The organism is Streptomyces sp. NPDC007929 (assembly GCF_042959065.1).
In the GTDB taxonomy this organism is placed as follows: domain Bacteria; phylum Actinomycetota; class Actinomycetes; order Streptomycetales; family Streptomycetaceae; genus Streptomyces.
Genome location: NZ_JBIBKD010000004.1, coordinates 35,042 through 47,064, shown reverse-complemented (window position 1 = coordinate 47,064; position 12,023 = coordinate 35,042). Strand labels below are relative to the sequence as shown.

The 12,023-nt window shown below is 70.6% G+C and carries 16 protein-coding genes; 2 read left to right on the top strand and 14 right to left on the bottom strand.

The features are described 5' to 3' along the window. Nucleotides 1–66: 66 nt before the first annotated feature. Both ACFZDE_RS13840 and ACFZDE_RS13835 read left to right on the top strand, forming a co-directional pair. On the top strand, nucleotides 67–1,206 hold the full coding sequence (locus ACFZDE_RS13840; RefSeq protein ID WP_175435652.1) for a hypothetical protein: 1,140 nt from the start codon (nucleotides 67–69) through the stop codon (nucleotides 1,204–1,206). 188 nt (nucleotides 1,207–1,394) lie between these two features. Next, nucleotides 1,395–1,535: a hypothetical protein gene (locus tag ACFZDE_RS13835; protein ID WP_020270146.1), complete on the top strand. Its 141-nt coding sequence runs from the start codon at nucleotides 1,395–1,397 to the stop codon at nucleotides 1,533–1,535. A gap of 49 nt (nucleotides 1,536–1,584) precedes the next feature. On the opposite strand, the gene ACFZDE_RS13830 is transcribed toward ACFZDE_RS13835, so the two are convergent. The 14 genes from ACFZDE_RS13830 to ACFZDE_RS13765 all read right to left on the bottom strand — a co-directional run bounded on the left by ACFZDE_RS13830 (nucleotide 1,585) and on the right by ACFZDE_RS13765 (nucleotide 12,007). After that, a complete protein-coding gene (locus ACFZDE_RS13830; protein ID WP_020270147.1) occupies nucleotides 1,585–2,001 on the bottom strand; it encodes a GFA family protein in 417 nt (138 codons plus the stop codon). Nucleotides 2,002–2,290: 289 nt separating this feature from the next. Beyond that, nucleotides 2,291–3,280 carry a SpaA isopeptide-forming pilin-related protein gene (locus tag ACFZDE_RS13825; RefSeq protein ID WP_391199985.1) on the bottom strand — a complete coding sequence of 330 codons (990 nt, stop codon included), beginning with the start codon at nucleotides 3,278–3,280 and terminating at the stop codon, nucleotides 2,291–2,293. Between the two features lie 403 nt (nucleotides 3,281–3,683). Then, nucleotides 3,684–4,172, bottom strand: a complete 489-nt coding sequence (locus tag ACFZDE_RS13820; RefSeq protein ID WP_185015086.1) for a hypothetical protein — start codon at nucleotides 4,170–4,172, stop codon at nucleotides 3,684–3,686. A 29-nt stretch (nucleotides 4,173–4,201) separates the two neighbouring features. After that, nucleotides 4,202–5,074, bottom strand: coding sequence for a DUF317 domain-containing protein (locus ACFZDE_RS13815; RefSeq protein WP_391199984.1), 873 nt, complete (start codon nucleotides 5,072–5,074; stop codon nucleotides 4,202–4,204). After that, complete coding sequence (locus ACFZDE_RS13810; protein WP_391199983.1) at nucleotides 5,071–6,300, bottom strand: ATP-grasp domain-containing protein; 1,230 nt, start codon at nucleotides 6,298–6,300, stop codon at nucleotides 5,071–5,073. Before ACFZDE_RS13810 ends, ACFZDE_RS13815 begins: the two co-directional genes overlap by 4 nt. 52 nt (nucleotides 6,301–6,352) lie before the next feature. Next, nucleotides 6,353–6,655 (bottom strand): hypothetical protein, encoded by a 303-nt coding sequence (locus tag ACFZDE_RS13805; protein ID WP_387582122.1) that lies wholly within the window; start codon nucleotides 6,653–6,655, stop codon nucleotides 6,353–6,355. 30 nt (nucleotides 6,656–6,685) lie between these two features. Next, nucleotides 6,686–7,873 (bottom strand): MFS transporter, encoded by a 1,188-nt coding sequence (locus ACFZDE_RS13800; protein WP_020271114.1) that lies wholly within the window; start codon nucleotides 7,871–7,873, stop codon nucleotides 6,686–6,688. Nucleotides 7,874–7,917: 44 nt separating this feature from the next. Continuing rightward, nucleotides 7,918–8,436, bottom strand: a complete 519-nt coding sequence (locus ACFZDE_RS13795) for a regulator (protein WP_306688707.1) — start codon at nucleotides 8,434–8,436, stop codon at nucleotides 7,918–7,920. Next, nucleotides 8,433–9,275 (bottom strand): winged helix-turn-helix transcriptional regulator, encoded by an 843-nt coding sequence (locus tag ACFZDE_RS13790; RefSeq protein WP_391199982.1) that lies wholly within the window; start codon nucleotides 9,273–9,275, stop codon nucleotides 8,433–8,435. The genes ACFZDE_RS13795 and ACFZDE_RS13790 overlap by 4 nt, the downstream gene beginning before the upstream one ends. 43 nt (nucleotides 9,276–9,318) lie before the next feature. Further along, a complete protein-coding gene (locus tag ACFZDE_RS13785; RefSeq protein WP_181361252.1) occupies nucleotides 9,319–9,732 on the bottom strand; it encodes a hypothetical protein in 414 nt (137 codons plus the stop codon). A gap of 10 nt (nucleotides 9,733–9,742) precedes the next feature. Continuing rightward, nucleotides 9,743–10,186 (bottom strand): hypothetical protein, encoded by a 444-nt coding sequence (locus tag ACFZDE_RS13780; protein WP_358323017.1) that lies wholly within the window; start codon nucleotides 10,184–10,186, stop codon nucleotides 9,743–9,745. Further along, on the bottom strand, nucleotides 10,183–10,665 hold the full coding sequence (locus ACFZDE_RS13775; protein WP_391199981.1) for a hypothetical protein: 483 nt from the start codon (nucleotides 10,663–10,665) through the stop codon (nucleotides 10,183–10,185). The genes ACFZDE_RS13780 and ACFZDE_RS13775 overlap by 4 nt, the downstream gene beginning before the upstream one ends. A gap of 96 nt (nucleotides 10,666–10,761) precedes the next feature. Beyond that, nucleotides 10,762–11,115 (bottom strand): SH3 domain-containing protein, encoded by a 354-nt coding sequence (locus ACFZDE_RS13770; protein ID WP_358323023.1) that lies wholly within the window; start codon nucleotides 11,113–11,115, stop codon nucleotides 10,762–10,764. Between the two features lie 148 nt (nucleotides 11,116–11,263). Further along, on the bottom strand, nucleotides 11,264–12,007 hold the full coding sequence (locus tag ACFZDE_RS13765; protein ID WP_391199980.1) for a hypothetical protein: 744 nt from the start codon (nucleotides 12,005–12,007) through the stop codon (nucleotides 11,264–11,266). Nucleotides 12,008–12,023: the final 16 nt, after the last annotated feature.

Sequence of the window (12,023 nt, the reverse complement as noted above, 5' to 3'; positions counted from 1 at the left end):
CAGTAGGCCAACCCGTCCCACGGTGAGGGCCTCTGTGGATCGCGGGGTTCTAACTAGACTGGCCCCGTGGCGTGGAAAGAGCCCAGTGACGCCGAACGGCGACTGCGTGAGCGGCTTGCGGCGGATGGGCTATCAGTGAGCTGGGCGAAGATCCGCCGATGGCGGGAGTTCGGCGCGCTCCCCTGGAGGAAACAGCACGGCCTGGGGCGTGGGTCTGGGTCCACCTCGGAGCTCCTGCCGGAGACTTTCGTGGTCGCTGAGGCCCTGGCTTTGGCCACCATCAAGAAGAGACCCCTGGAGCAGGCGGTACTCCACGTGTTCACCACGCACCCTCGGTTCGATCAGGGCCTTGCGGCCACGTCGATACCGCTGCCCGAACGTGCGGTTCGACGCGCTTTGGCCTGGTACATGGCCCGGGACGACTCTCATCCACTTGCCGCCATCGAGAAGGCCGCCCGGTCCGCAAGCAGCTGCCCCGACAAGGCCATGGACGCCGCCCTGGAGTCGGCTCACCGCTATTTCTCCAAGCTGTACCGGCAGGCGACACAAAGAAGGCACCCACCGGGCACGACGGCACCCGATAATCTTGCCGACGCCGACGGTCTCGCCACCTTCGCCGTGGCCACAGTGCTCGGCTTCGAGAACTACGGCGCCGACGCCATCGTGGAGGCAGTCAGCAAGTCACTGCCGGAACTCGCTGACGAGTACGGCAACCAGTTGTTCGCCCAATGGAGTAAGGCCGTCCGAAAGGCAGAGGGCGTCAGCGAGAGACCATTTTCCCGCCAACCTCGCTGGCCCTCACTCGAAGACCGGGTCCAGAGGATGGAGCGGGTCGAGTATCCGGTGATCTGCACGGTCCGCGACGTGCTGGCCCTTCTCGTAGAAGCCTCCCCTGCGCTGGCCTTGGCCCGGCAAGCAGGGATCGACAATCCGGACGTACTGCACATTGAGGCAATTCGGACATCAAACCGGCGCACGGACGAATACCTGAAGCGGGCTGAGGCCATCAGCCGCCGTCCCGGGGAACGGGCCTGGAAAGGCTTCACTGGCCTTCTCCTGGACGTGTGCACCTCGCCGCGACGGCTGAGCACGTTCCAGGAGGATGTCACGGCACTGGACCCTGCCTTGGACGACGTGCCGGGCCTTGGTCGTCGCATACTCGCGAGCTGTAACGCACCCACCGCCAGCTCGGACGGCGAAGCATGAGGTCACCAAGCGCCACAAGACGCCGTTGGCCCGTTGAGCGTACGGATCTCCTCGACGTTGGACCCCGGGCCCGCACCCATTCCCCCGTCCCGGTCCTCCATATCGGGTCCCGGGCGGGCCACGTGGCACGAGGATGGGGGAACGCCGTGGGAGGCCGACGGGGAGCGAAGAGAATCAGCGAGTCTCTGGTGGAGATGGTTAGGGAAGCCGTCGCCGAGCTGATCCTCACTCCGATCACCTGGGACACGCTGCGGGCCGACCCGCTGGAGCAATGGAGTGTGGAGCTGCGCCGCGCGGTCCGAGCACAGGACCGCCCGAATTCGCCGTGAATGCCCGCGGGGACGCGCCGATCTCGTAACCGGGGCTCAGCGTAGACCATCATGTCCGGCGCTGCGGGTCGGGCGCGAGCGTGATGGCCATCCAAGGCGCCGCCTCCTCGCGGTAGCTGTGTCCGACCGGGGCCAGTTCAGCGCTGCGGGAAAGACTGAAGATCGCGACCATGATCATGTCCGAGCCGTCCGCGACGGAGGTGAGCTGGGTGCGGCAGCGCTGGCAGGACCCTCGATGAAGCGTCGGCCAGGTGGAGAAGTACGTCGGCTCACCTACCGGGCCCGTCCACTTCAGAGCGTCCCTGTGGAATCCGACCCACGCCATCGCCGGCGCACCGGACAGGCGCGTGCAGTGCTCGCACGAGCACAAGTGCGGGTCGTTCGGAATACCGGACGCCTCGTACGCGTGGTCGCCACACTGGCAGTGCCCCGTCCATAGGTCGGGGACGACGATCGACTCGGCCATGGGTGGCTCCTCTGGTGCGAGAACTCTGATTTCCCGCGGCAGCTTGCCGCACCTCTGCACGCCCGCGCTGGTGTTCGGTATTGCCCGACACCAAAGAGGTGGTAAGTCCACCCCTGACGGTGAACGCGCGTACGAGTCTTCACGGTTCGGCGATACGCAAGAGCCACGCATGGGCGGCGGGTGAATCGACCGCATCGCACACCGCCTCCGCTCGCATCGGATACGCATCCACGACAGAGCCTCCGGAATCGGGGGATTCCGGGGGCTCTGCGTCATGCCGTGAGTAGGGTCAGCTCTCGCTGGAGCCGTCGTCGGTGGAGTTGTCCGTGCGTCGGCGGCGAGCCGCAATGAGGGCGCCTCCGCCAGCAGCGATCAGAACTCCGGCACTGCCGATCAGCCACGGGGCGGCGTCGGCGCCTGTGTGCGCGAGCGAGCCCGCAGGGGCGGGCGCCGCGGTGCTCGCCGCGGTCTTGTCGGCGGTCGGGGTACCCGAGGCGGATGGCACCGAGACGTCCTCGTCCTTGCCGGGCTTGCTCGGGGAGGGCTTGTCGGTGGCCCTGTCGGTCGGCTTCTGCGGGGGCGGCGGGGTGGTCGCGGTCTGGGCGTTGGTGACTGTCACGGTCACGGGGACGCCGGGACCCGCGCGGAACGTCTTGGACGGCTCGTAGAGGTCGTAGCCGGCGGGAGCCTTGATCTCCTTGACCCAGAACTGGGTCTTCCGGCTCGACACCGGCAGCTCTCCAGAGGCGGTGCCCTTGGAGCCGGTGGTCAGAGTGAGCAGCGTCGAGTCGCCGGTTCCGATGTTCACGGTCGCGCCGGGCAGGAGCTTGCCGGACTTGTCGTCCTTGGCATGTAGGAGGACCTTGGCGGCCTTGAACGGGTCGGTGATCAACAGCCGTGTGGTCGCGCCCGGGGTGACGATGACGTCCTGGTCGGCGACGACCTCGTGGAGCGGGCTGCCAGAAGCCATCTCCTTGAGCCGGTAGACACCCGGCGCAAGGCCGGGGAAGGTCAGCTTCCCCAGTGAGTCGGTCTTCCCGCGTCCGGCTTCCTGGCCGGTGGAGTCGAGCAGCAGGAGCGTGGCGCCGGGGAGGACGTCCCCGGCCGTGTCCTTCGCGGTGATCTCGACGCTGCCCGCGTCCGGGGCTGGTGTCTCGGCGGGGACGGCAGAGGCCGAGGGGGTTGGTTCGGAGGGCTGGGCGCTCGCGGCCGGCGCCCAGGTGAGGGTGGCGGTCACCGCGACAGCGACGGCGGCGGATCGGACGAGACGTGCGTGCACGAAGAAGAGGACTCCTTGGTCAGTAGGGGGAAGGTCAGCGAGTGCGGCCAACGGCGTGCGTCGCGTCGGGGCGGCAGAGCGGGCGTCGGATAGCTGGGCGGCCGCTTGGCCGCAGCTGGTGCGGCGACGAAGAGGTGACGGCGGGTGTGGAAGGGGACCTCTTTGACGGCGGCCCGGTGCAGGGGCTCGGTGGAGATCAGGCAGACCTTCCTCCCTCCGGAGGGCCTGGGCAGCGTGCGCCACCGATATGGCCGGGACCGGCGAGGTGACCCGGGCGAACCCTCACGGTCTGGGCAGGGTCGAGGTCCTTGAAGGGGTCGGTGAGCGGTTCGGGCAACACGAGGGGAGGCTCCTGCCGGGAAGGCTGCGCGGAACTGAGCTGCGCGAGGATCGGTACGCGGAATCAGCGGGTGCGGGCCCTGGCGGGGGTGGTCGGCGGGACGGGAGTGCTGCGCGGTGTACGGCTAGCCGTGCGTCTGGGCGCGGACGCGGCCCAGGCGCCGGGAAACCAGACGGTGGTGTACTGCTCGATGGCGTCGCGCAGCCCGGTGGTGACGGCCCCGTCCCACGGGGGTCGGCCGGGGCGGTGGTACGTGTCGAAGGTGCCGTACTGCTTGGTGTTCGGTCGAGTGTTGGTGGCTTCGTCGCGGCGGTGGAAGGTCCCGTGGTCTACGAAGCTGAGCGCCACCGCGTCGATCTCGCCGCGGTCCGGGTGGACGACCGCCACACGCAGCCCGCCGTAGGTGTCCGCGTGGATGGTGCCGGTGAAATCGATTCGCAGCCGCAGCGGTGCGTCGGGGACGGGGGCGGCGAAGTAGGTGTTGCCCACGACCGTGTGGTCGTGGAAGGGGAGGCACAGCTCGGCGAAGAACTCGGGGGCTTGCAGGGACAAGAAGGTCTCCGGTCGGGGTTGGGCTGGTCCTACCGGCGTGGGCCGGGCAGGGCCGGTCGGCTGGCGGTGCTCCAGCGCGGGACGCTGGGAGCGGGGAGCGCGGCCGGGCGGCGGGATGCGACGGCCCGCTGCACGTCGAGCGGGGTGGGGGCCGGCGGTCCTGGCGGAAGGATCGGGGTGAGCTGGGCCATCCCCTTGATGTAGCTGAAGGTCTCCTCGCGCCAGCGGGGCAGCGGAGCCGGATCGGCGACGCACTCGGTGACGGCGGTGAGCAGGGCGACGGGGATGTCGGTGCTGGCCGTGGCGTACCAGACGGGCCGGTCGATGGACTTGCCCGCCCACAGCTGCCAGCGAGCGTCCCGCGTCGTCAGCTCGGCCTCCGGATCGAGGTCGCCGGTGGTGAACTCCATGCCGGCGAGCCCGTCCGGTGCCTGGACCGCGAAGACGCCCCAGCGCGGGCGGTCGATCTCCCAGCCCTGTTTCAGGAGCGGGACGACGGCGAGAAAGGGATCGTGCTCGTCGATGCCGGAGACCGGCCGGGCGAGGTAGGCGTCCGGCCCCTGCTCGTACGCCGTAGCGAGGACAGTGGTGAATGCCTGGACGAACTCGGTGGGGACGCGGTCGTTGAAACAGACGCCCCATGCCGGCGGGCCGAACGAGTCCTTGTAGGCGTTGATGCGCCAGAGCCCGTCGTCTTCGCCTTCGGGCAGGTAGCCCAGGCGCACTCGTCGGTCGGGAGCGCTTACGTACACGTTGGAGTCCTCGTCGTACCGGAGGTCCCAACCGAGGTCGAGCAGCGGCGCGAGGGCGGGGTCACCGGTCCCGGTGGTGGAGGCGAGATAGCGCGGGGAGACGTAGACGTCGCCGTCAATGTCGCAGCGCGGATCGGGCTGGTGGCTCATCGGTCCGTCCTCGTGGCGATGGTGATCTCGTCGGCGGCGATATCGAGGCGGTCGGTGACCTCGGCGGTGCTGCGGCCGGTGACGATGTAGAACCCGGCCCGGGCGGTGAACAGGTCGCCGTCGGGCGGCAGGAGGAGCTGCTCGCCGATCTCGCGGATCCACTGGATCTGCCGCAGCCACGGGGTGTGGGCGGCGAAGGGTTGGTTGATGTGCCGTGCGGTGAGGGTGCCGGAGGCGTCCGGGTAGAGCATGTGGATGCCTGCGGCTGCGCTGCGGGTGGGGGTGAGGTCCGGTGCACGGCCGCAGGCAAGGTCGGCGGCGGCCTTGGGCAAGTCGATGCCGGTGGCGAGGCGGACGAGGTGGCCGATCATGTCGCCGCCGACGCGTGCGTTGACCTCGATCAGCCGGGGCCTGCCGTCCACCAGGCGCAGCTCGACGTGCTGCACGCCTTCGGTAACGCCCAGGGCCTTGACCGCAGCAGCGGCTGCCGGGGCGACCTGGTCCAGGAGCGGGTCGGCGGCATCGACGGTGTGGCCAGTCTCGACGAAGTACGGTGCGGGGCCCAGGTGCTTGCGGGTCACGGCGACCGCTGTGGTCGCGCCGCGATGGGTGACGCACTCGACGGAGACTTCCGGCCCGTCGAGGTACTCCTCGACCAGGACGCCGGTGTCCTCGCGGCTGCGGCTCGCACCTGCGGAGGCGAACTCGAAGGCCCCAGGCAGTTCTTCGGGCTGATCGACGCGGATCACGCCGATACTGCCGGCGGACGCGGCGGGCTTGATGACGGCGGGGTAGCCCAGCGTCATGGTCGCAAGGCCAGCCTCCAGCAGGGTCCGCGCCTTCATCGAGGCGGCCGACGGCACTCCGTGGCGGGCGAAGAGGGTGCGGGCGGTGGCCTTGTTGCGGCAGGCCCGCATCACCTCGACGGACGTCGAGGACAGACCGAGCGCGCGAGCAAGGCGGGCTGTGGGGACGAGGTGCCACTCGTCCCAGGTGACCACGCCGGCGAGGTCGTGGCGCTCGGCCAGGGCCCGGCCGGCGGCAAGCAGTGCGGTGGGGTCGGTCAGGTCGACTACGGCGTGGTCGACGATGAACGGCTTCTCCCACGACGGCTCGGCGCCGGTGAGCAAGACGACGTCGTACGCGGCGGCCACCTGCTCAAGGAGGTAGCCGCGATAGGTCTCGTCGCCGGGAGAAACGACGAGCACGAGGGGACGTGCGGACAAGAAGGGGTTCTCCGTATCGGTGGACGGCAGGACGGGAGAAGAGAGGGGTGTCTCAGGCGGCACGGCGGCGGCGCAGCTCGAACGCCCCGGCCCAGTGGGGGTGGTCGTCGATCAGGCGGCGGGCGTAGAGGGCGGTGAAGTTGTTGTTCAGCCCGGCGACGCCGTACGGGAGTTGGCGGCGCAGGTCTTCGAAGAGGTCCTTGAGGCTGACCCGTGTGGCGCCGGCGGCCAGGCGGCGGGCGGCCATGCGTTCCAGAGCGCGGTAGACGTGCGGGTTGTGTGCGTCGAAGGCGTTGAACTGTTCGGTGATGGTGCGACCGCTCGCGCGGTTCGTCTTGAGGACGGCGGTGGGCATGAGGTTCTCCACAGGCTGGGCGCAGCAGGGTCAGGCGTGCAGGGCGGGATCGGTGCGCAGGCGGGCGAAGGCGCAGAAGAGGCCGAGGGCCTGCAGGGCGGCGCACGCGGTGATGACGTGGCCCAGCGCGTCGGGCGGGGTGAGCGCGGTGAGCACGCCGGCGATGGGGAAGGGCAGCAGGAGGATGAGGATGGTCGCCGACAGGGTGCTGCCGAACTTCTCCGGGGGGATCAGGCGGGAGCGCAGGGTGCGCAGCACGACCGTCATGCCGCCCTCGGCCGCCATGAGGACCGCGACAAGGACCAGGTAGGACAGGTAGTCGGGGGCCTGGGCCGCGGCGAGACAGGCGAGCGAGGCGAGGGCCGCGCAGGCGGCGCCGACCGGCCAAAGGCCCAGACGGTCGAGCGCGAACCGGCAGAGCGCGACGCTGAGGAGCGTCGCTCCGGCGGCTGCGGACCAGACCAGGCCGACGGCAGTGGTGGACTGCCCGAAGCGCTGGACGACCATCACGGGACCGGCCGCTTGGAGCAGCCCGATGGCCAGGTTGGACAGGGTCAGCCCGGTCACGAGCCAGCCGAGCGCGGGAAGAGAGCGGATGGTGCGCCACCCGGTGAGGAGTCCGGAGCTAGACCTCCCCTTCGGCGCGCGGGCCGGGGCGACGGGCGAGGGGGGTGTGCGCAGGGCGAGCAGCGCGGCGAGAAGCGAGAGCACGGTGATCACCGCGAGCATCGACGTCGGCCCGGCGAGCAGGAGTACCCCGGCGAGCGCCGGGCCGGCCAGGGTCGCGGTCTGGTCAATGCCGAGCAGGACGGCCTGGACGCGGTGGGCCTGCGCCCCCGCTCGGCGGCCGGCGGCGGCACCCGCGGTCTCGGCAGCAATGTAGCTGAACTCGGTGAGCACGCCGGTGGTCGCCGCGAGGACCATCACGGTCGCGGTCGCGACGGTGCCGGTTGGGTGGAGGTGGAGCAGGGCTGCGCCAGCGGCGAGGGCCAGCGCGCGTCCCAGGGAGGCGAGGTGGAAGACGACGGCCGCCCCACGCCGGTCGACGATCGATCCAGCCCACCCGAACGCCGCCAGACGCGGGATCCATTCCAGAGCGAACGCGGCGCCCGTCAGCGCGGCGGAGCGCGTGGTGGCCAGGACCAGAAGCGGGATGCCGTAGGTGGACATGGCGAACGCGAGGGCGTCCGCCGTGCGCGGCAGGTAGATGCTGTGCATCAGCCCGGCGGCGTGGCGTGCATGCCGGGGTGTAACTGCTGCGCTCACGCGGCCGGCTCGGGCTCGAGCACCCGGGTGACCTGGGGGTTGCCAGCCAGCCACTGGATCAGGAGAGCGCGAGGGCGGGCAAGGTCCGCCTCGGCCTCGTCGCTGGGCCGTCGCGTGGCGGACGGCCACGACAGGCCGTTGGCGCGCTCGGCCGTGAGCGAAGGCGCCAGGAGGTCGAGCACGTGACGGATGCGACTACTGAACTCGCAGACCGGTGCCGGGTAGGCGTGGTGTCGGGCCCAGCGCGCAGCCGCGTCGTACAGGTCGGCCAACTCCGCTCCACAAGCGGTGAGTTCCAGGCCGGCGCCGGGTGCGGTCCGGACGAGACCGTGGGCACGGGCCGCTTCGGCAGCGCGGCGCAGGTGATGCGAGGAGAGGTCGGGGAGGGTGGCGGCCAGTCGGCGTGGCGGTATCGCTCCGTTGTCGTCGATCTCGGTGACCAGGCGGATCAAGGAGCGCGACGCCAGCAGCTCGACCGCGTTGCGTACTTCGGCGGTGGTGAAGGGGGTGGTCATCGGCGCGGACCTCCCGCCTGGATGACCGCCTTCGGGCGGGCGGTCGTGGCGTGCGAGAAGAGATCGCGGCTGTGCCACGCCTGAGAGGACTCCCCTGTCCGGGCCTGCGGGAGGGCTGCGGGGGCTGGCCAGGACGGGCTGCTGACCCACGGCCTCGGCGCGGGCTTCGCCTGCGGGTGCCCCCAGACCGGGTGTTGGCCCGCGTGGTTGAGGGGCTGCCCGGCGGACCACGCGGACAGAGCGCCGAGAACGGGGCTCAGGCCGTCGCCCGCCGCGGACAGCCGGTAGGGCCAGCCGATGCCCTCGGTGTCGACCAGGCCGTCGGCGACGAGCTGCCGCAGCGGCGGGTACACGTTGGTCCAGTCGCTGCTGGGCATCACGATGCGGGCAAGGGCCCGTCCGCTAACCTCGCCACGGGACTTGAGCACCCACAGGATGGCGGCGGCGTGCCGCCGGGTGAGCAGGGTGAGGCTGTCCTCGATCTGCTCGATCGCGGGCAGCGGTCGGTCCGCGGTCTCCAGATGCTCCTCGGCCCAGGTGACGATCATCGGAAGCACCGGCAGCAGGGCGACACCACGCTCGGTGTGCCCGTAGGTCACATGGCGTGCGGTGTGTTCGGTGCGCTCGACAAGGCCCGCGTCGCACAGCGCCTTGAGCTTGGGGTGGAGCTGGCCGTTCTGCAGCCAGGACACCTTGGCCGCCAGCTCGCTGTAGCGCAGCGGCGGGCCGGAGAGGGCCAGCATGATCCGGACGTTCCAGCGCGGGGTGATCATGGCCAGGGCCTCGGTGACCCGGGCGATGTCGGCGTCGGTGTCAGGGGGCAGAGCGGTGATGGCCAAGGGAGGAACTCCAGGGTGCATGAAAGGTGGGATCGCCTGCGAGTCAGCGGCTCTGCGCCGGACTCGGCGCCGCAAGAGGCGGAGCCGGAGCAGGTGGCGAGGGAGCTGGCGGGACAGGCGTCGGGGCCGGGACGCGGGCCAGGCTCTGCAGGACGGCGGCGACCGATTTGGCCTGGACCTCGCGGACGGCGACGGCTTCGGCGAGCCGGCGGGTCCCGTCGAGGAGGTGGGAGACCTCGTGCGGGCCGATCTGCCGTTCAGGGTGGATGAGCCGGGCGAGGTGGTCGCGGTGGAAGTCGATGCTGCGCTCGGCGAGGGCAAGGTCGTCGTGCATGCCGAGCAGGGCGGAGAGCATGCCGGGCGGCTGGTCCTGGGCGTGGGCTTCGAGGTCGGCGAGCGGTGCGCCGTACAGGTCCTCGATCCGTCCAGCTATGTCGGTGGACGTGGGGTGGGGCAATCGGGGGCTTTCACGGTCGGCGGGCCCGGGCCGCCCCGGCACGCTGGGGTGCCGGGGCGGCAGACGGGGGCAGGGTTGCGGTGGCCCTGAGCTGAGCCGTTCGTACGGGCCGGGCCTGCTGGGCGGGCGGGGGCATGGTGCGCAGCAGCTCGCCGAGGGCGGCGCGGTAGCCGTCGCGGGCCTTCAGTGCCGCGTCCAGCCACTGCGCGTCGAAGCGGAGCTTGTCCGCCGACAGTTCGCCCATGTTGCGGTCCGGATCCATGTCGGCGTGGACGCGGTCGCGGACGCGGGCGACCTGCTCCTCGGTGAGCGCCAGGAAGGACCGCAGTTCCAGGGCCCGGGCGAGCGCGGGCGAGGCATCGTAGTCGGCAGCCGCCTCGTACAGCTCGAGGACCGGCTTACCGAAGACCTTCTGCAGGTCGGCGTCCATGGTGCTGGCCTTGTCCCGGCTCATCGGGCGGCCCTTGCCGACCGCCAGGCCGTCGCCGGTGCGGTTGAACCCGCTGGCCGGTTGGGGGCGCTGGTCTGCACCGCAGGCCCGGGGCGGGGCCGAAGGCGGGCGAGGCGCTCTGCGGCGAGGTCCTTCTTCCCCGGGGCGTTCGGGTCGAGGAGCCATCGCACCACCATGGCCCGGCCGTCGCGGGCAGTGACGGCCGCGTTCACCCGGTGGGCGAGGCCCATCGTCGGGTCGTCGACCTCGCTGGGCTGGGTCTGCAGTGCGGCGAGGAGGTCGTCCTCCGCGCGCTCCAGCACGGACTGGGCCTCGACGAGAAGGCCGTGCCACTTGACGACGTCGCTGGCGTCAGGGTTCGCGGTCGGCGCGGCGGCGACCGCGGCCTTCAACTGGTCCATGCCCATGTCGAAGCGCGCTTCGATCCGTTCGGTGAGCACGCCCACGACATCCGCAGAACCCTCGGTTATGCCGTCGGACAAGGGGGATCTCCTGTTCTGGATAGGCTGATGCGTAGGGAATGTGAGGGGCCCCGTACTCGGCAGATCAGCCGCTTGCCGGGAGGTGCTGAAGCCTGGTCAGTCCAGGCACATACGGACGTCGCGGTAGACGTACGTGCCGGAGACCCAGCCCTTGACGCCGGTCGTCTTGTCTGTGATGTAGAGCCAGTTGCCGCTCTTCTTGGAGACGGTGAACTTGTGGCTCTTGTAGAGCACGCCGAGCGCCGTGGACTTCGAGCTGGCCTTGGACCGGATGGTCACGGCCTTGGCGTGCACCGCGTACGGGAGCGGCGGCAGGTTGTGGCAGCTGACGGCGGGGGCGGCGGTTGCTGCGGTAGGTACGGTCGCGGCGCTGGCGGAGGTGGCGGACAGCACCGGCAGCGCGAGTGCGCCGAGCATCGCCGCGGATATGGCAATTCGGGTGGAGCGCATGCGGAAGAAGCCTCCGTGAAGGCGTGGGGAATGTGTGGAAGGGCGCCGCGGGGGTTGTCCCGGCGGCTGTATAAGAGTCCGGAGAATCGCCGGTTTGGCTAACCGGCGATCGTCGGCTATGTTGCGCCGCCCTCGTCGGGCTGAGCGCTCAGCGCGAACGGCCTGGTGGGCGCGGGGCAGGGGCCTTCGCCACACCGGCCGGGCGGCTGGCGGCGGCTGCCGGGCGGACCGGCGGGAGAGGGCCGGCCTCGCCGGTGAGCCGGTCGTCGCACCACTGCAGGGCCTCGTCGACCGTGTCGAAGCCGCCCTCGCGCAGGGTGTGCGTCCAGGTGTCGGTGTCGACCTCTTCGACCACAACGCGGAACGGCGACGGGGCGCGTTCGTCCAGGGCACGCAGTGCCACGACGACGACCATGTCGTCCGGGTCGTCGCTCGTGTAGGAGTAGCCCATGGCGTAGTGGTCGCCGTCGCCGGCGAGGCGTCGCTCCAGTGCTCGCGTGGCCTCGTCAGCCGGCGGCGGGCCCAGCTCGGGGTCGAGGCCGATGGCATCGTGCGGGCAGCCGCGGTGGATGAGCCAGGACTGCGCCATCGCGGGCAGCGGCAGCGGGGCCTTCTCGAAGCTGAACGTCCGCTTCTCGTGGTCCCGTTGCAGATGCACGGCGAGCACCTGGGGCATGCCGGGGTGTCCCCAGGTCGCGGTGCGGTCGAACAGGACGTAGTAGCTGTGCGGACCGTCGTGATGTTCGGCGAGGGGGACGAGCATGTCCTCGTGGACGCCGACCTTGCGGTAGAAGTCGAGGTACCTCTCCTCGTCGGCGTCGAGGTCGTCCAGATCGAAGTCGACTTGAGGGATGGACTTCCGGACCGGCGCCGGTTCGGTGGGAGACAACAAGGGGCCTTTCGGTGGA